Origin of the sequence: Herbaspirillum sp. CAH-3, from assembly GCF_009668275.1 — a bacterium.
Classification (GTDB): domain Bacteria; phylum Pseudomonadota; class Gammaproteobacteria; order Burkholderiales; family Burkholderiaceae_D; genus Herbaspirillum; species Herbaspirillum aquaticum.
This window is the reverse complement of sequence record NZ_VSWE01000010.1, coordinates 203,635-221,625: the sequence shown is the minus strand read 5'-3', so window position 1 is coordinate 221,625 and position 17,991 is coordinate 203,635. Positions and strand designations below refer to the sequence as shown.

The 17,991-nt window shown below is 62.8% G+C and carries 12 protein-coding genes and 1 tRNA gene; 8 read left to right on the top strand and 5 right to left on the bottom strand.

Features of this window, described 5'->3' with window-relative positions:
* Nucleotides 1-66 precede the first annotated feature (66 nt).
* Both hprK and rapZ read left to right on the top strand, forming a co-directional pair.
* Nucleotides 67-1,005 (top strand): HPr(Ser) kinase/phosphatase, encoded by a 939-nt coding sequence (gene hprK, locus FYB76_RS14880; RefSeq protein ID WP_034330851.1) that lies wholly within the window; start codon nucleotides 67-69, stop codon nucleotides 1,003-1,005.
* A gap of 116 nt (nucleotides 1,006-1,121) precedes the next feature.
* The gene (gene rapZ, locus FYB76_RS14875; RefSeq protein ID WP_088756153.1) at nucleotides 1,122-1,985 is read left to right on the top strand and encodes an RNase adapter RapZ; all 864 of its coding nucleotides are present in this window, start codon (nucleotides 1,122-1,124) and stop codon (nucleotides 1,983-1,985) included.
* A 78-nt stretch (nucleotides 1,986-2,063) separates the two neighbouring features.
* Here rapZ and mutY read toward each other — a convergent pair whose 3' ends face one another.
* Nucleotides 2,064-3,206 (bottom strand): A/G-specific adenine glycosylase, encoded by a 1,143-nt coding sequence (gene mutY / locus FYB76_RS14870; RefSeq protein ID WP_154134143.1) that lies wholly within the window; start codon nucleotides 3,204-3,206, stop codon nucleotides 2,064-2,066.
* Nucleotides 3,203-4,024, bottom strand: coding sequence for a bifunctional DNA-formamidopyrimidine glycosylase/DNA-(apurinic or apyrimidinic site) lyase (gene mutM, locus FYB76_RS14865; RefSeq protein WP_088756125.1), 822 nt, complete (start codon nucleotides 4,022-4,024; stop codon nucleotides 3,203-3,205). Before mutM ends, mutY begins: the two co-directional genes overlap by 4 nt.
* Nucleotides 4,025-4,244: 220 nt before the next feature.
* Between mutM and FYB76_RS14860 the strand changes: the two genes are divergently transcribed.
* The 6 genes from FYB76_RS14860 to FYB76_RS14835 all read left to right on the top strand — a co-directional run bounded on the left by FYB76_RS14860 (nucleotide 4,245) and on the right by FYB76_RS14835 (nucleotide 9,581).
* Nucleotides 4,245-6,047, top strand: a complete 1,803-nt coding sequence (locus FYB76_RS14860) for a tetratricopeptide repeat protein (protein WP_154134142.1) — start codon at nucleotides 4,245-4,247, stop codon at nucleotides 6,045-6,047.
* The gene (gene lolB, locus FYB76_RS14855; RefSeq protein WP_154134141.1) at nucleotides 6,044-6,667 is read left to right on the top strand and encodes a lipoprotein insertase outer membrane protein LolB; all 624 of its coding nucleotides are present in this window, start codon (nucleotides 6,044-6,046) and stop codon (nucleotides 6,665-6,667) included. Before FYB76_RS14860 ends, lolB begins: the two co-directional genes overlap by 4 nt.
* Nucleotides 6,668-6,730: 63 nt before the next feature.
* Entirely contained in the window at nucleotides 6,731-7,600 is an 870-nt protein-coding gene (gene ispE, locus FYB76_RS14850; RefSeq protein WP_154134140.1) for a 4-(cytidine 5'-diphospho)-2-C-methyl-D-erythritol kinase, read from the top strand.
* Between the two features lie 79 nt (nucleotides 7,601-7,679).
* Nucleotides 7,680-7,756 (top strand) — tRNA-Gln (locus FYB76_RS14845).
* A 131-nt stretch (nucleotides 7,757-7,887) separates the two neighbouring features.
* On the top strand, nucleotides 7,888-8,838 hold the full coding sequence (locus FYB76_RS14840; protein ID WP_008332043.1) for a ribose-phosphate pyrophosphokinase: 951 nt from the start codon (nucleotides 7,888-7,890) through the stop codon (nucleotides 8,836-8,838).
* 137 nt (nucleotides 8,839-8,975) lie between these two features.
* Entirely contained in the window at nucleotides 8,976-9,581 is a 606-nt protein-coding gene (locus FYB76_RS14835; RefSeq protein WP_034335663.1) for a 50S ribosomal protein L25/general stress protein Ctc, read from the top strand.
* Nucleotides 9,582-9,674: 93 nt separating this feature from the next.
* On the opposite strand, the gene FYB76_RS14830 is transcribed toward FYB76_RS14835, so the two are convergent.
* From FYB76_RS14830 to FYB76_RS14820, 3 genes are all read right to left on the bottom strand, one after another.
* Nucleotides 9,675-11,474: a M61 family metallopeptidase gene (locus tag FYB76_RS14830; RefSeq protein WP_154134139.1), complete on the bottom strand. Its 1,800-nt coding sequence runs from the start codon at nucleotides 11,472-11,474 to the stop codon at nucleotides 9,675-9,677.
* Nucleotides 11,475-11,700: 226 nt separating this feature from the next.
* Nucleotides 11,701-13,164, bottom strand: coding sequence for a glutamate synthase subunit beta (locus tag FYB76_RS14825; RefSeq protein WP_154134138.1), 1,464 nt, complete (start codon nucleotides 13,162-13,164; stop codon nucleotides 11,701-11,703).
* Nucleotides 13,165-13,274: 110 nt separating this feature from the next.
* Entirely contained in the window at nucleotides 13,275-17,951 is a 4,677-nt protein-coding gene (locus tag FYB76_RS14820; RefSeq protein WP_154134137.1) for a glutamate synthase-related protein, read from the bottom strand.
* Between the last annotated feature and the right edge of the window lie 40 nt (nucleotides 17,952-17,991).

The following is a 17,991-nucleotide window of genomic DNA, read 5'->3' as shown; positions in this document are numbered from 1 at the left end:
CACAACCAGGCTGCACCAAGCCGGCGGCAAGGCCGCACCTAATCCTGTGAGCAGATCCGGATCTCCATGCCCAATTATTCCGCGTTGTCGATTCAGCAGCTGTACGAAGAAAACCGTGAATCCCTGCAACTGGGCTGGTTCGCCGGCTTCCCGGGTGGCGAACGCCTGATCTCGGGCGATGCCGTCTCGGCCTCCGACCAAGTCGGCCACCTCAACCTGATCCACCCCGGCCGCCTGCAGGTCTTCGGCCACCAGGAAATCGAGTACTACAACCGCCTCTCCAACACCTCGCGCGCCTACCAGACCGCTGAACTGGTGGCCGGTGAGCCGCCTGCCTTCATCATCGCGCAGGGCCTGTCGACCCCGCCCGATATCCTGGCGGTGTGCGATGAAAAGAACATCCCGCTGTTTTCCACGCCGCTGCCGGCCGCGCAGGTGATCGACTACCTGCGCGTGTACCTGTCCAAGAAGCTGGCCCAGCAGATCACCATGCATGGCGTGTTCATGGACGTGCTGGGCGTGGGCGTGTTGATCACCGGTGAATCCGGCCTGGGCAAGAGCGAACTGGGGCTGGAACTGATCTCGCGCAGCCACGGCCTGGTGGCCGATGACGCGGTGGAGTTTGCGCGCATCGCACCCAACATGATCGAGGGCCGCTGCCCGCCGCTCCTGGCCAACCTGCTGGAAGTGCGCGGCCTGGGCCTGTTGGACATCAAGGCCATCTTTGGCGAGACCGCGGTACGCCGCAAGATGCGCCTGAAGCTCATCGTCCACCTGGTCCGCCGCAGTACGCTGGAAGAAAACTACGAACGCCTGCCGCTGGACGCCCAATACGAGGAAGTGCTGGGCCTGCCGATCCGCAAGGTGGTCATTCCCGTTGCGGCCGGCCGCAACATCGCGGTGCTGCTGGAAGCGGCCGTACGCAACACCATCCTGCAACTGCGCGGCATCGATACCCTCAAGGAATTCATCGAACGCCAGCGGCGCGCCATGAACGGCGAATAAGCCGGATAAGCTGGATAAGCCGGGCGCGGCTTTCCCGCTCAACGGGAAAACTTTCGGTGGCAGATTGGCCTACCCGTGCCGCCACGCAGGCGCGGGCGATGCGTTATGATTCCGCCATGCGAATCGTTCTGATCACCGGCATTTCCGGCTCCGGCAAATCGGTAGCACTTCACGTGCTGGAAGACGCCGGCTATTTCTGCGTCGACAATCTCCCGCCCTCCCTGCTGTGCGACCTGGTGCAGACCCGCATCAAGGAAGGCGCCAGCATGCTGGCCGTGGCCACCGATGCGCGCAGTGCCGATTCACTGGCCACGCTGCGCACCGACATCGAGCAGTTGCGCGATGACGGGCACGACGTCAAGGTGTTCTTCCTGACCGCCTCCGACGAAACCCTCATCACCCGCTTCTCCGAGACGCGCCGCAGTCATCCGCTGTCGCACCGCCTGCTGCCGGGCCGCAATCCCAATGACCGCCTGACCCTGACCGAGTGCATCGCGCTGGAAAAGGAAATGCTGGGCGACCTGCAGGACATCGCGCTGGTCATGGATACCTCGCAACTCAGTTCCAACAAGCTGCGGCGCTGGATCAAGGACCTGGTGGACCTGCAGCGCTCGCCGCTGACCCTGCTCATCGAATCCTTCGGCTTCAAGCACGGGCTGCCGCTGGATGCCGACCTGGTGTTCGATGTCCGCATGCTGCCCAATCCGCATTACGACGCCGAGCTGCGTCCGCTGACCGGACGCGATGCGCCGGTGATCGAGTTCCTGGTGGCGTATCCGGAAGTGACCGACATGTACAACGACATCCGCGGCTTCGTCGAAAAGTGGCTGCCCTCCTTCAAGAACGACAACCGCAGCTATCTCACGGTGGCCATTGGCTGTACCGGTGGGCAGCACCGTTCGGTCTATCTGGCGGAACAACTGGCCAGTCATTTCCGTGCCACTGAACAGGTGGTGTGCAGGCATCGCCAGCTGAACTGACCGGTGCGCGCTCCGAAAGTGTCAGGAGCGCGGGCTTGAAGTGTCAGGTGCAACAACCTGAAGTGTCAGGTGAACTGTTCAGGCGGTGGCCAGCAGATCGTCCGCCCGCAACACCCCCAACAGCAATTTCTTGACCGGTGCCGGCAACGGCGCATCGGCCAGCTTGCGCGCCGGATACCACACCAGCCCGCGCTCGGCGATGTGATGGGTACGGCTCTTGAGGGCCACCTGGAACGGTGCCACATGCAGCTTGAAGTGCGTAAACACGTGCGAGAACGGCTGCAGCTTGCGGCAACCCTCCAGTTCGCCATAGGGTGCCACCAGGGTGCGCACGGCGCTGTCGAAGTGTTCGGCATTACCCACGCCGATTTCCGGCAGCGACAGCAGGCCGCCCCAGATGCCGCTGTCGGGGCGCTGCTCCAGCAGCACATCCTCGCCCTGGGTGATGACCAGCATCACCGTTTCCTTTTCCGGCACGGCCTTCTTCGGTTTGCTCACCGGCAGTTCAGCCACGCGATCCTCGGCCAGCGCCACGCAGCGTCCGGCCAGGGGGCAGCGCGTGCAGGCGGGCTTGCCGCGCACGCACAGCGTTGCGCCCAGGTCCATCAGGCCCTGGGTGTAGGACTCGATATCCTGTTCCGGCAGCAAGGCCACGGCGCGCAGCCAGAGCTGGTCTTCGACCGGCTTGGAACCCGGATAGCCATCCACCCCGAACACCCGCGCAAACACGCGCTTGACGTTGCCATCCAGGATGGCCGCGCGGCGCCCATAGGAAAAGGCGGCGATGGCCGCCGCCGTCGAACGCCCGATACCGGGCAGATCGGCCAGCAGCGCCGGATCGTCCGGGAAGCGGCCACCGTATTCGGCCACCACCCGCTGCGCGCACTTGTGCAAGTTGCGCGCGCGGGTGTAGTAGCCCAAGCCGCTCCAGAGCGCCATCACATCTTCCGATGGCGCGGCGGCCAGTGCGAAGACGTCCGGGCAGCGATCAAGGAAGCGCTGGTAATACGGAATCACGGCCGCCACCTGGGTCTGCTGCAGCATGATCTCGGAGAGCCACACGCGATAGGCATCGCGCGTGTTCTGCCAGGGCAGCTTGTGGCGGCCGTGCTGCTTCTGCCAGGCGATGACCTGCGCCGAAAAGGAGGGATCTTCATACTGCGTGCCCGCATCCTCACCGGGTGCCGCTTTCTTGCGGCGCGATTCGACGATGCCCTTCATTTCTGGCAGCTCACGCAGTAAAAGGTGGAGCGCTGGCCCTGCTTGATCTGGCGGATCGGTGCCGCGCAGATGCGGCAAGGCTCGCCGGTGCGGTTGTAGACGAAATAATTCTGCTGGAAGTAACCCGATTGCCCGTTGACCGCAATGAAGTCGCGCAGCGTGCTGCCGCCCTGCTCGATGGCCGCCGCCAGCGTCTCGCGGATGGCTTCGGCCAGGCGCTCATAACGCGCCAGGCTGATCTTGCCGGCCGGGGTCTTGGGATTGATGCGGGCCTTGAACAGGCTTTCCGACGCATAGATGTTGCCCACCCCGACCACGATGTCGCCCGCCAGCAGCACCTGCTTGATGGGGGCGCTGCGGCCGCGCGTCTGGTTGAACAGCTCGCGGGCGCTGAATTTGTCTTCCAATGGTTCGGCGCCCAGGCTGCGCAGCAGCAGGTGTTCTTCGATGTGACCGTCGGCCAGGTCATGCCACAGGATGGCACCGAAGCGGCGCGGATCGGTCATGCGCATGACCTGCCCGCCGACTTCGAGGTCGAAGTGGTCGTGCTTTTGCGGCGCGATGCCCGGCGGCAGGATGCGCAAGTGGCCGGACATGCCCAGGTGCACGATGAGCGTGCCATGGTCGAAATGGATCAGCAGGTACTTGCCGCGCCGCCCGGTGCTGCGGATCACGCGGCCGGCCAGCAGGGCATGCAATCCCTCCGGAAAAGGCCAGCGCAGGCCGGTGTGACGCAGCACGACACCGCTGACGGTGCGCCCTTCCAAATGGGGCGCGACCCCGCGACGGGTGACTTCAACTTCTGGTAATTCAGGCATGGGCTGGCGTTCGGGGAGATCGGGGCTAGCCGGGGCTAGCGGGAAGCTGCATATGATAATGCACTTGCCGAAATCAAGACCTGAAGCCGCGTGTGCAACCTCGGGACAGAAGCTTGTCAAAGATGGATTACACTGCGCTATCTGCACTATCAGCGCGGTCAGCAACGCCACGGTTGTTGCGCGTAAAATCGACACTCTCTCGAATCGTCAGGATGACATCTTGAAAAAAACCATCGCCCTCCTCACCAGTTCCCTGCTGCTGACTGCCTGCGCGAGCTTCCAGCAGCCCGGCGACAAGGAGAACACCCAGGCGGCCACTGACCAGAAGACGGCTTCCTCGAAGCCTGCCAATCGCAAGAAGGCGCCCAAGGCCAAGGTCCAGCAGCAGGAAGACGCGCTGCCGGCCATGGAGCTGAGCGAGGACGTCCTTTACAAAGTGCTGACAGCCGAGATCGCCTTCCAGCGCGGCCAATGGCAATCGGCCTACGTGACCATGCTGGCCGCGGCGCAGCAGACGCGCGATCCACGCCTGGCCAAGCGGGCCGCCGAGATGGCCGTGGCGGCGCGCCAGGCCGGCGAAGCGCTGGTGGCGGTACGGCTGTGGACCGAACTGGCGCCGCACTCGGATGAAGCCCTGCAGAATTACCTGGGCCTGATCATGCTCTCCGACAGCGTGGACGAGATCGAACCGCTGCTCACCCAGCGCCTGGCCGATGCCGCCCCGCAGGCGCGCGGACCGATGCTGCTGCAAATCCAGCGCCTGCTGGCGCGGGCCAAGGACAAGCAGGCCAGCTATACCATCCTGCAAAACATCAGCAAGCCCTACGGCAACCTGATGGAAACCCACCTGGCCCTGGCCCAGGGTGCCTTCGGCATGGGCGACGGCGCCACCGCGCAACGTGAAGCCGCTGCCGCCATGAAGATCAAGCCCGATTCGGAACTGGCCGTGCTCACCGCCGCCCAGGTCGCCTCCAACAACAAGGATGCGACCAAGCTGGTGACGGACTTCCTGCGCAAGTATCCGGATGCGCGCGAGGTGCGCGTGGCCTACGCCCGCAGCCTGGTCGAGCAGAAAGACTTCAAGCTGGCGCGCACCCAGTTCGAGACCCTGCTGAAGGAAGACGGCGAAGACGCCACCACCCTCTTCGCGCTGGGCGTGCTCTCGGCCCAGACCGACCAGTTGAAGGATGCCGAATACTATCTGCAGCGCTACCTGCAGGTGATCTCGGCCCAGCCCGAGGAAGACCGCGATCCCAGCCAGGCCCTGCTGCTGCTCTCGCGCATCGCCGAAGAGCGCCGCGACCTGGATTCGGCCCTGCGCTACCTGGACCAGGCCGAACCCGGCACCGACGGCTACCTGAACATCCAGGTGCGCCGCGCCCAATTGCTGGCCCGCAAGAATGACGTCGAAGGCGCGCGCAAGGCGCTGGAAGATGCCCAGGCCGAATCGACCAACGATGGCGAACAGCTGCAACTGCTGCTGGCCGAATCGGGCCTGCTGCGCGATGCCAACCGCAACCAGGAAGCCGCCGACGTGCTCAAGGGCGGCCTGCAGCGCTTCCCCAACAATACCGACCTGCTCTACGACTATTCCATGGTCCTGGAGAAGCTGGGCAAGTTCGACGAGATGGAAAAGTCGCTGCGCCGCGTGATGCAGCTGGCGCCGGGCAACCAGCACGCCTACAACGCGCTGGGCTATTCGCTGGCCGATCGCAACATCCGCCTGCCGGAAGCGCTGGAACTGATCCAGAAGGCAGCCGACCTGGCGCCGGAAGATCCCTTCATCGCCGACAGCCTGGGCTGGGTGCTGTTCCGCCTGGGCCGTGCCGAACAGGCCGAAACCCAGATGCGCCGCGCCTATGGCCTGCGCCCGGATGTGGAGATCGGCGTGCACCTGGGCGAAGTCCTGTGGACCAATGGCAAGCAGGACGAAGCCCGCAAGGTCTGGCGCGAAGTCAGCCTCAAGGAACCCAACAATGAAGTCCTGAAAAGCACGCTGTCGCGTCTCAATGTGAAGTTATGAGCAAAACACGCGCTTTTCCGGGGGCCGCCGCCCTCTGCCTGGCCGCCCTGCTCGGCGGTTGCGCCACGGTGTCGCAGGATGCCGTGGCACCGGACACCACCGCCCCGGCTTACCAGTCCAGCATCGAGATCGATGGCCGCATCTCGGTGCAGTATGAGCAGGATGACCGCCCGCAATCCTTGCACGGCAGCTTCTTCTGGAAGCAGACCGCGCAAGAGTTGAACCTGGACATGTTCTCGCCCTTGGGGCAGACGGTGGCCACCATCAACGTCAAGCCCGGCATCGCCACGCTGGTGCAGTCAGGCCGCGCGCCGCAGGTGGCAGCCGACGTGGACGCCCTGGCCGCGCAATCGCTGGGCTGGCCGCTGCCGGTCTCGGGCATGCGCCAGTGGCTGCAGGGCAGCGGCATCGATGCCAGCGGCAAGCCCTTCGTGGCCAAGGCCGGCGAGAACGATGCCAGCTTCACCACCCGCGATGGCTGGCGCGTGACCTATGCCAACTGGGAGAGCGATGCCGCCAGCGGCCAGGCGCGCCCCAAGCGCATCGACCTTACCCGCAGCACGACGCAGGCCGGCAAGGTGGCGATCCGTATCGCCATCGATGGCTGGAAGAAGCCTTGATGCCAGCCCCGAGGGCTAGACCTGCACCTCGTTTGAACCACCACTGAACAATCCGTACTGCGCATGACCACCACCCTCACCGCCTGCCCGGCACCGGCCAAGCTGAACCTGTTCCTGCACGTGACCGGCCGCCGTCCGGATGGCTATCACCTGCTGCAATCGGCGTTCCAGCTCATCGACCGCTGCGACACGCTCGACTTTGCCCTGCGCGAGGATGGACAGATCCGCCGCACCAACGAGGTCCCCGGCGTGCCCGAGGAATCGGACCTGGTGATCCGTGCCGCGCACCTGCTGCGCCAGGCCAGCGGCCAGATGCAGCTGGGCGCCGACATCACGGTGCACAAGGTGCTGCCCATGGGCGGCGGAGTCGGTGGCGGCTCGTCGGACGCGGCAACGACATTATTGGTCTTGAATCATTTATGGAAATGCGGCTACAATCGCGCCTCGCTGATGGAGATGGGCCTGAAGCTGGGTGCGGATGTTCCCTTCTTCCTGTTCGGCCGCAATGCATTCGCCGAAGGTGTGGGTGAAGAATTGTCGGTACTGCAGACCGCCGAGTGCTGGTATGTAGTGATCGAGCCGGGCGTATCTGTTCCAACTTCAATAATTTTTTCATCAAAGTTGTTGACAAGGGATACGCAACCCGTCAGAATAACGGACTTTCCTGATGCGACGAAACAAGTTGCTTCCAGCTTCGGGAAAAACGATCTGGAAATGGTGGCAACCGCACATTTCCCCGAAGTGGCAGCAGCAGTCGAGTGGCTGGGCAAATTCGGGAGTGCGAGGATGACCGGATCTGGCGCCTGTGTGTTTTGTGCATTCGAACACGAACATCAGGCAGACGAAGTGCTCAAGCAATTGCCTTCGCGCTGGATCGGCTGGAAAGCCAAAGCGATGCAGGAACATCCTCTCGCCCATTTAGTGCAGTCGTAAGAGAGAGTTAGAGAATTGGTTTGACGAAGACGCAGCGCCTGAAGATGAGCGCGCCGACACGGCAAGCAGCAAGTTGCGTAGGGGAATCGCCAAGCTGGTTAAGGCACCGGATTTTGATTCCGGCATTCCAAGGTTCGAATCCTTGTTCCCCTGCCATTTAATTCGGACAGGCCTTGTTTGATCAGGCCCGGGTCCAGTCAGAAAAATAAGCCGTCAATGTGAGACCGAACAAGTCAAGCATTGTCGGCTTTTCGACTTTTTAACGATTGCATTCCAGGGATACCCACATGGCACTTGAGAACCTGATGGTTTTTACGGGCAACGCCAACCCCGAACTGGCGCGCGGCGTCGCTGAGAAACTCGGTATCCCGCTGGGCAAGGCCAACGTTTCCAAGTTCTCCGACGGCGAAGTCATGGTCGAGATCAATGAAAACGTTCGCGGCAAGGACGTCTTCGTGCTGCAGTCCACCTGCGCACCGACCAATGACAACCTGATGGAAATCATGATCATGGTCGACGCCCTGAAGCGCGCATCGGCCGGTCGCATCACCGCCGCCATCCCCTACTTCGGCTATGCCCGCCAGGACCGCCGCCCGCGTTCGGCGCGCGTGGCCATCTCGGCCAAGGTCGTGGCCAACATGCTGCAGGAAGCCGGCGTCGAACGCGTCCTGATCATGGATCTGCACGCAGACCAGATCCAGGGTTTCTTCGATATCCCGGTGGACAACATCTACGCCTCGCCTATCCTGCTGGGTGACCTGGTCAACAAGAACTACGACGACCTGCTGGTCGTGTCGCCCGACGTCGGCGGCGTGGTGCGCGCCCGTGCGCTGGCCAAGCGCCTGAACTGCGACCTGGCCATCATCGACAAGCGCCGTCCGAAGGCCAACGTCTCCGAAGTGATGAACATCATCGGTGAAGTCGAAGGCCGCAACTGCGTCATCATGGATGACATGGTCGATACCGCCGGCACCCTGACCAAGGCAGCTGAAGTGTTGAAGGAACGTGGCGCCAAGAAGGTCGTGGCTTACTGTACGCACCCCGTGCTGTCGGGTCCGGCCATCGATCGCATCGCCAATTCGCCGCTGGATGAACTGGTCGTTACCGACACCATCCCGCTGTCGCCTGCTGCACGCGGCTGCCCGAAGGTACGTCAGCTGACCTGCGCCGACCTGCTGGCCGAGACCTTCAAGCGCATCACCAAGGGTGACTCGGTGATGTCGCTGTTTGCTGAATAAGATTTTGCATTCGCCTCGCTGCGTTTTTTCGTAGCGAGGTTTTTTCGTATTCCCTGGTCGCGGGGAATATTTATCTCACGGGGCAACCGTCCATGGAATGATTCCACGACGAGCCCCGCCAACATTGGAGTTATCACATGAAAGTCATCGCCTTTCCGCGTAATGAACAGGGCACCGGAGCGAGCCGCCGCCTGCGTCGCGCGGGTCAAACCCCGGGTATCGTCTACGGTGGCACCGCTGCACCGCTGAACATCGCTGTTGACCACAACGCGCTGTACCACGCCCTGAAGAAGGAAACCTTCCACTCGTCCATCCTGGACCTGGAAATCGACGGCAAGGTCGAGCAAGTGCTGCTGCGTGACTTCCAAGTCCACGCGTTCAAGCAACTGGTCCTGCACGTTGACTTCCAACGCGTGGATGCTTCCCAGAAGCTGCACACCAAGGTGCCCCTGCACTTCGTGAACGCTGAAGTCTCGCCGGCCGTCAAGCTGCACGGCGGCATCATCAGCCACGTGGCTGCTGAACTGGACGTGACCTGCCTGCCGAAGAACCTGCCTGAGTTCATCGAAGTCGACCTGGCCAAGCTGGACGTCGGTCAATCGATCCACCTGGCTGACCTGAAGCTGCCCAACGGCGTGACCGCCGTGACCCAGGAAAACCTGACCATCGCCACCGCCACCGTGCCGGCTGGTCAAGTGGCCGCTGAAGGTGAAGCTGCTGGCGGCGCTGAAGAAGCCAAGTAATTCGCTTTTTCCGCTGCAAGAAAAAACCCGCCAATTTGCGTTGGCGGGTTTTTTTTCGTCTGGCGGGATGGCGACGGGCATCGTCGCATCCAATCAGCGGCCCTTCAGGGTCAGCCATGCCTGGCGCTGGCGCAGCACCGCCACCGGCTTGGCCAGCGCCTTGAGCGTGACCTGCGGTGCGGTATCGGACTTGAGCCTGAGGCTGAATTCCATCAGCTCATCACGGCGGAAGGCGTGGATGCGCACGGTGTCGTTGATGCGATAGCGTGCCAGCAGGCTGTCGGGACCCGAAGCCGGTACGCGCAGGCCATCGATGGCCACCAGTTTGTCGCCCGCCGACAGCCCCGCCAGCATCGCCGGACCACCCTCATACACCGCGGCCAGCTTGGCATCGCCACCTTCCTTGCCGATGCGCGCGCCTAGCCAGGGCTTGGCATCGGCCGGGACGTTGGCTTCATAGGCCACACCGAAGGCCGGCAGCAGATCCTCCAGCGGCACGTCCTCGGTGCCGCGGATGTGGCGGTCATGGAAACGCTTGAGGTCAGCGCCGCTCAACTCTTCCATGATGGCCAGGATCTCGTCTTCCGGCACGCCCTGCTGCTTGCCGTCGTAGAAGTCGCGGCCATAGCGTACCCACAGTCCGCGCATCACATCATCGAGCGAGCGGCGGCCACGGGTCTGGGTGCGGATGGTCAGGTCCAGTCCCAGCGCTACCAGCGAGCCCTTGGTGTAGTAGCTGACGATGGCATTGCTGGCGTTTTCATCCTGGCGGTAATACTTGACCCAGGCATCGAAGCTGGACTCGGCCACGCTCTGCTTCTTGCGGCCGCTGCCGCGCAGCACGCCGGTGACGGTCTTGCCGACCAGCTTGAGGTAGTTGTCGAGATCGATGACGCCGGTACGGACCAGGAACAGATCGTCGTAATAGCTGGTGAAGCCTTCGAACAGCCACAGCAGCGAGGTGTAATTTTCCTGGCGCAGATCGTAGGGTGCGAACACCGCGGGCTTGATGCGCTTGACGTTCCAGGTGTGGAAATACTCATGGCTGCACAGGCCCAGGTAAGTGCGGTAGCCATCGGTCTGCTCCGCCTTGCCCTTGACGGGCAGGTCGGCACGCGAGCAGATCAACGCAGTCGATGCACGGTGTTCCAGACCGCCGTAGCCATCGCCCACGGCCAGCGTCATGAAGACGTAGCGATCCATGGGCGCACGCTTGCTGCGCGGCTCGAAGAAGGCAATCTGCGCTTCGCAGATCTTCTTCAAGTCATCGCACAGGCGCGCCAGGTCGAGATTGGGCACCCGACCAGTGATCACCACATCATGTGGCACGCCATGCGCCTGGAACGTGGCCAAGGCGAAGTCACCGATCTCTACCGGATGATCGATCAGCGCATCGTAGTTCGGTGCAACGTAAGTCCCGAAACCATAGCGCTTGGCCTTGAGTTCCGGCATGGCGGTTGCCACGCGCCAGCGCTTGAAGTCCTCCCCTTCCGGACGGACGATATCCACCACCTGCTCACCGTCCTCGAAACCATGCGCGGCCAGGAAGACACTGGTGCCATTGAAGAAGCCATGCGTACGGTCCAGGTGGGCCGTGCGCACCGACAGGTCCCAGGCATACACCTGATAGTGCAGCGTGAGCGCGCCCTTGCAGGGCGCGGCTTGCCAGGTGTGCTTGTCCAGCTTCTTCACCGCCACCTTGCGGCCGTTGGACTCGCCGCGCAGCTGCACGATGTTCTTGCCGAATTCACGAATCATGTAGCTGCCCGGAATCCAGGCCGGCAGCGAGAAGACCTGGCCGCCAGCGGCCGGGCTGTCCACGGTAAGGCTGACGTCGTAGAGGTGAGAGGCAGGATCGAGGGAGGTGATGCGGTAGCGGATCGGGGTTGCCATTGCGATGTGCGTAGGGATGGTGCCGGCGTGCGGCGATGGACCATTTTACACGCGCGGCCACGCGGCATGGGGGTGCCGCAATGCAAGCAGGCACGGCGCGAAAAAAAAACCGGACCGGCTTGCGCCGATCCGGGTCCAGGGTCAAACGAAAACTGCGTAATACGTCTTAAATCATATAAATTTTATAAATCATTTACCGCGGAATACCAATTAGCCGATTAGCCAATCAGCGTGGCAGCAGCGAGGAACCCATCAGGAATTCATCCACCGCACGTGCGCACTGGCGGCCTTCGCGAATGGCCCACACCACCAGCGACTGGCCACGGCGCATGTCGCCGGCAGCAAAGACCTTGTCGACGGAAGTCTTGTAGCAGCCTTCGCCATCGGTAGTGGCCTTGGCATTGCCGCGTGCATCCTTCTCGACGCCGAAGGCGTCCAGCACCTGCTGCACCGGCGAGACGAAGCCCATGGCCAGCAGCACCAGGTCAGCCTTGATCTCGAATTCCGAATCGGGCACTTCGACCATCTTGCCGTCCTTGAACTCGACACGTGCGGCGATCAGCTTCTCGACCTTGCCGCCCTTGCCTTCCAGGCGCTTGGTGGTCACTGCGAAGTCGCGCGCGCAACCTTCCTCATGCGAGGACGAGGTGCGCAGCTTGATCGGCCAGTAAGGCCAGACCAGCGGCTTGTTTTCGGACTCCGGCGGTTGCGGCATCAGTTCGAACTGGGTCACCGAGGCAGCACCATGACGGTTGGAGGTACCGACGCAGTCGGAGCCGGTGTCGCCACCGCCGATGACGACCACGTTCTTGCCGGTGGCCATGATCTGGTTCTTGAGCTTGTCGCCGGCATTGACCTTGTTCTGCAGCGGCAGGAAATCCATGGCGAAATGCACGCCCTTGAGTTCGCGGCCCGGCACCGGCAGGTCACGCGGGGACTCGGCGCCACCAGCGATGACCACCGCATCGAATTCCTTCTTCAGCTCTTCGGGAGTTACGCTTTCCTTGGACCAGTTGTTGACGGTCTCGGGGAACTCCTTGCCGACGAACACACCGGTACGGAAAGTGACGCCTTCGGCCTTCATCTGTTCCACGCGCAGGTCGATGTGCGACTTTTCCATCTTGAAGTCGGGGATGCCATAACGCAGCAGTCCGCCGACACGGTCATTCTTCTCGAACACGGTCACGTCGTGACCGGCGCGCGCCAGCTGCTGGGCAGCGGCCAGGCCGGCAGGACCGGAGCCGACCACGGCAACTTTCTTGCCGGTCTTGACCGCAGCAGGTTGCGGCACGACCCAGCCGTTTTCCCAGCCCTTGTCGATGATGAAGTGCTCGATCGACTTGATGCCCACGGCGTCGTTGTTGATGCCCAGGGTGCAGGCAGCTTCGCAGGGTGCCGGGCAGATGCGGCCGGTGAACTCGGGGAAGTTGTTGGTCTGGTGCAGGGTGTCCAGGGCTTCCTTGTAGTTGCCGCGATAGACCAGGTCATTCCAGTCGGGAATGATGTTGTTGACCGGGCAGCCGTTGTTGCAGAAGGGGATGCCGCAGTCCATGCAACGTGCGCCCTGGATCTTGGCGTCGGCGTCGCTGAGGTGCAGGACGAATTCCTTGTAATGCTTGGTACGCGCGGCAGGTGCCTCGCTGGCCTCTTTCAGGCGCTGGTACTCCATGAAACCGGTTGCTTTTCCCATTTTCCTCTCACATTCTCGCTAAGGATGCGGCGGGCTGCGCTCTCACTCTGGGTGGCGCCACGCCCGCCGGCGTGCTTGATTGATTAGTCCGATCGATGCCTGGCTGAAAATCAGGCGGCGACCTTTTCCTTCTTCGTTTCGGCAGCGGCGGCCAGTTCGGCCAGCGCACGCTTGTACTCGGTCGGGAACACCTTGACGAACTTGGCGCGCGACGCCGCCCAGTTATCCAGCAGGTAGCGCGCACGCGTGCTGCCGGTGTACTTGAAGTGGCGTTCAATCAAGCCGCGCAGGATGGCTTCGTCGGTCTGGCGTTCGCCACCGCGCTGCAGGCTGTGCCAGATGTCGCGGCCCAGGGTCTGCTCCTGCTCGGTGTCGGACAGGACCTTCTCCAGGCTGACCATCGAGGTATTGCACTTGCCGGCGAAGTCGCCTTCCGGGTCATACACGTAAGCGATACCACCCGACATGCCCGCTGCGAAGTTGCGGCCGGTATTGCCCAGCACCACCACGGTGCCGCCGGTCATGTATTCGCAACCGTGGTCGCCCGTGCCTTCCACCACCGCAGTGGCGCCGGAGTTACGCACGGCGAAACGCTCGCCGGCCACGCCGTTGATGAAGGCTTCACCGCTGATGGCACCGTACAGGACCGTGTTGCCGGAGATCATGTTGTCCACGGCACGGCCACGGAACTCCGTGTTGGGACGCACGATGATGCGACCACCCGACAAGCCCTTGCCCACATAGTCGTTGCCTTCGCCGACCAGGTCCAGGGTCACGCCCTTGGCCAGGAAGGCGCCGGCGGACTGGCCTGCGGTGCCTTGCAGCTGGATGTGGATGGTGTCGTCCGGCAGGCCTTCATCGCCATAACGCTTGGCCACTTCACCCGAGAGCATGGCGCCGACGGTGCGGTTGAGGTTCTTGATCGGGGAAATGAAGGAAACCTTCTCGCCCTTCTCCAGCGCGATCTTGGCTTGCGCGATCAGCTTGTGGTCCAGTGCCTTGTCCAGGCCGTGGTCTTGCACGTCGGTGTGGTACACCGGCAGGTTCGACTCGGGCTGGTGGAAGATGCGGCTGAAGTCCAGGCCCTTGGCCTTCCAGTGGGCGATTGCCTTGGAACGGTCCAGCAGGTCGGCACGGCCGATCAGGTCATCGAACTTGCGGATACCCAGCTGGGCCATGATCTGGCGCGCTTCTTCCGCAATGAAGAAGAAGAAGTTGACCACGTGTTCCGGCTTGCCGGAGAACTTGGCGCGCAGCACCGGATCTTGCGTCGCCACGCCCACCGGGCAGGTGTTCAGGTGGCACTTGCGCATCATGATGCAGCCTTCGACCACCAGCGGTGCAGTGGCGAAACCGAATTCATCGGCGCCCAGCATGGCGCCGATCACGACGTCGCGGCCGGTCTTCATCTGGCCGTCAGCCTGCACGCGGATACGGTTGCGCAGGCCATTCAGGACCAGGGTCTGCTGGGTTTCAGCCAGGCCCAGTTCCCACGGGGAACCGGCGTGCTTGATCGAGGACAGCGGCGAAGCACCGGTACCGCCATCGTGGCCGGCGATGACCACGTGGTCCGACTTGGCCTTGGCCACGCCGGCAGCCACGGTACCGACACCCACTTCGGAGACCAGCTTGACCGAGATGGAGGCGCGCGGGTTGACGTTCTTCAGGTCGTGGATCAGCTGGGCCAGATCCTCGATGGAGTAGATGTCATGGTGCGGCGGCGGCGAAATCAGGCCCACGCCCGGCACCGACACGCGCAGCTTGGCGATGTATTCCGAGACCTTGTGGCCGGGCAGCTGGCCGCCTTCGCCGGGCTTGGCGCCCTGGGCCATCTTGATCTGGATCTGGTCGGCCGAGATCAGGTATTCGGCGGAGACACCGAAACGGCCCGACGCCACCTGCTTGATGCGCGAACGCAGCGAGTCACCTTCCAGCAGGGGAATGTCGACTTCGATGTGTTCGCGGCCGATTTCCGACGCCAGGGTTGCGCCTTGCTTGATGGGGATGCCCTTCAACTCGTTGCGATAACGGTTGACGTCCTCACCACCTTCGCCGGTGTTGGACTTGCCGCCGATACGGTTCATGGCGATGGCCAGCGTGGCGTGGGCTTCGGTCGAGATCGAGCCAAGCGACATGGCGCCGGTAGCAAAACGCTTGACGATTTCCTTGGCCGGTTCCACTTCATCGATCGAGATCGCCTTGGAGGGGTCGATCTTGAACTCGAACAGGCCGCGCAGCGTCATGTGGCGCTTGGACTGGTCGTTGATGATCTGGGCGTATTCCTTGTAGGTGTTGTAGCTGTTCGAACGGGTCGAGTGCTGCAGCTTGGCGATCGCGTCCGGGGTCCACATGTGCTCTTCGCCGCGGATGCGGAAGGCATATTCGCCACCGGCATCGAGCGCATTGGCCAGCACCGGGTCGGCGCTGAAGGCAGCGGTATGCAGGCGCAGCGCTTCTTCGGCCACTTCGAACACGCCGATGCCTTCGACGTTGGAGGCGGTACCCTTGAAGTACTTGTCCACCAGCGCCTTGGACAGGCCGATGGCTTCGAAGATCTGCGCGCCGCAGTAGGACATGTAGGTCGAGATGCCCATCTTGGACATGACCTTCAGCAAGCCCTTGCCGACTGCCTTCTGGAAGTTGTAGATGGCCTTCTCAGGCGACAGGTCGCCCGGCAGACCCTTGGCCAGGTCGGCCAAGGTGTCCATGGCCAGGTACGGGTGGATCGCTTCGGCGCCGTAGCCTGCCAGCAGGGCGAAGTGGTGCGTTTCGCGGGCCGAACCGGTTTCCACGACCAGGCCGGTGGAGGTGCGCAGGCCCTTGCTGACCAGGTGCTGGTGGATGGCCGAAGTGGCCAGCAGTGCCGGGATCGGCAGCTGGTCGGCATCGACCTTGCGGTCCGAGATGATCAGGATGTTGTGGCCCGACTTGACCGCATCGACAGCCTTGGCGCACAGCGAAGCCAGGCGTGCTTCGATGCCTTCCTTGCCCCAGGCGACCGGATAGCAGATGTTCAGTTCGTAGGACTTGAACTTGCCGCCGCTGTGTGCGCTGATGTTGCGCAGCTTGGCGATGTCGTCGTAGTCCAGCACCGGCTGCGACACTTCCAGGCGCATCGGCGGGTTGATGTTGTTGGTGTCCAGCAGGTTGGGCTTGGGGCCGATGAAGGACACCAGCGACATGACCAGCGCTTCGCGGATCGGGTCGATCGGCGGGTTGGTCACCTGCGCGAACAGCTGGCGGAAGTAGTTGTACAGCGGCTTGTTCTTGTTGGACATGACCGCCAGCGGCGAGTCATTGCCCATGGAGCCGATGGCTTCCTCGCCACCGCTGGCCATGGGGGCCATCAGGAACTTGACGTCTTCCTGGGTGTAGCCGAAGACCTGCTGCAGGTCCAGCAGCTTCAGGGACGAGGACGGCTGGCGCGGCTCTTCCTTCAACTCATCGAGCTTGACGCGCACCGAGTTGATCCACTGCTTGTAGGGCTTGGCGTTGGCGTAGGTGTCCTTCAATTCCTTGTCGTCGATGATGCGGCCGGCGTCCAGGTCGATCAGGAACATCTTGCCCGGCTGCAGGCGCCACTTCTGGATGATCTTGGACTCGGGAATCGGCAGCACGCCCGATTCGGAAGCCATCACCACCAGGTCGTCATCGGTGACGATGTAGCGGGCCGGACGCAGGCCGTTGCGGTCCAGGGTGCCGCCGATGTGGCGGCCGTCGGTGAAGGCCAGCGCAGCGGGGCCGTCCCACGGTTCCATCATGGCGGCGTGGTATTCGTAGAAGGCGCGGCGGTTGTCGTCCATCGAGGTGTGGTTTTCCCAGGCTTCGGGGACCATCATCATCATCGCCTGCGGCAGCGGATAGCCGGCCATGACCAGCAGTTCCAGCGCGTTGTCGAAGCTGGCGGTGTCGGACTGGCCTTCATAGATCAGCGGGAACAGCTTCTTGAGGTCCGAACCCAGCACGGCCGACTGCATCACGCCTTCGCGGGCGCGCATCCAGTTGAAGTTGCCCTTGACGGTGTTGATTTCACCGTTGTGGGCGATCAGGCGGTACGGGTGGGCCAGCGGCCATTCCGGGAAGGTGTTGGTGGAGAAGCGCTGGTGCACCAGGGCCAGCGCGGAGACACAGCGCTCGTCCTGCAGGTCCTTGTAGTACACGCCGACCTGGTCGGCCAGCAGCAGGCCCTTGTAGACCACGGTGCGGGCCGACATCGAGGGCACGAAGAATTCCTTGCCGTGCAGCAGGTTCAGGGCCTGGATGGCGTGGCCGGACGACTTGCGGATCACGTACAGCTTGCGTTCCAGCGCGTCGGTGACCATCACGTCGGGGCCGCGGCCGATGAAGATCTGGCGGATCACCGGCTCTTTTTCACGCACGGTGGGCGACATCGGCATGTCGCGGTCCACGGGGACATCGCGCCAGCCCAGCACGATCTGGCCTTCGGCCAGCACCGCGCGTTCGATTTCCTGTTCACAGGCAATGCGGGAAGCGTTTTCCTTGGGCAGGAAGATCATGCCCACGCCGTATTCACCGGGCGGCGGCAGGTCCACGCCCTGCTTGGCCATCTCTTCACGGTAATACTGGTCGGGGATCTGGATCAGGATACCGGCGCCGTCACCCATCAACGGGTCGGCACCGACAGCACCCCGGTGGTCCAGGTTCTTCAGGATGAGCAAACCCTGGTCAACGATGGAATGGGTTTTCTTGCCCTTGATGTGGGCGATGAAACCGACGCCACAGGCGTCATGTTCATTTGCTGGGTCATAAAGGCCTTGCGCGTGCATAACGGAACTCCACCACATTGACAGTAAGGATTTGAAGAAT

Coding starts and splice junctions, on each gene's coding strand:
- hprK (WP_034330851.1), top strand. CDS start 67: ATGCCCAATTATTCCGCGTTGTCGATTCAGCAGCTGTACGAAGAAAAC.
- lolB (WP_154134141.1), top strand. CDS start 6,044: ATGAGCAAAACACGCGCTTTTCCGGGGGCCGCCGCCCTCTGCCTGGCC.
- FYB76_RS14825 (WP_154134138.1), bottom strand. CDS start 13,164: ATGGGAAAAGCAACCGGTTTCATGGAGTACCAGCGCCTGAAAGAGGCC.
- FYB76_RS14835 (WP_034335663.1), top strand. CDS start 8,976: ATGAAAGTCATCGCCTTTCCGCGTAATGAACAGGGCACCGGAGCGAGC.
- mutY (WP_154134143.1), bottom strand. CDS start 3,206: ATGAAGGGCATCGTCGAATCGCGCCGCAAGAAAGCGGCACCCGGTGAG.
- rapZ (WP_088756153.1), top strand. CDS start 1,122: ATGCGAATCGTTCTGATCACCGGCATTTCCGGCTCCGGCAAATCGGTA.
- ispE (WP_154134140.1), top strand. CDS start 6,731: ATGACCACCACCCTCACCGCCTGCCCGGCACCGGCCAAGCTGAACCTG.
- mutM (WP_088756125.1), bottom strand. CDS start 4,024: ATGCCTGAATTACCAGAAGTTGAAGTCACCCGTCGCGGGGTCGCGCCC.
- FYB76_RS14830 (WP_154134139.1), bottom strand. CDS start 11,474: ATGGCAACCCCGATCCGCTACCGCATCACCTCCCTCGATCCTGCCTCT.
- FYB76_RS14820 (WP_154134137.1), bottom strand. CDS start 17,951: ATGCACGCGCAAGGCCTTTATGACCCAGCAAATGAACATGACGCCTGT.
- FYB76_RS14840 (WP_008332043.1), top strand. CDS start 7,888: ATGGCACTTGAGAACCTGATGGTTTTTACGGGCAACGCCAACCCCGAA.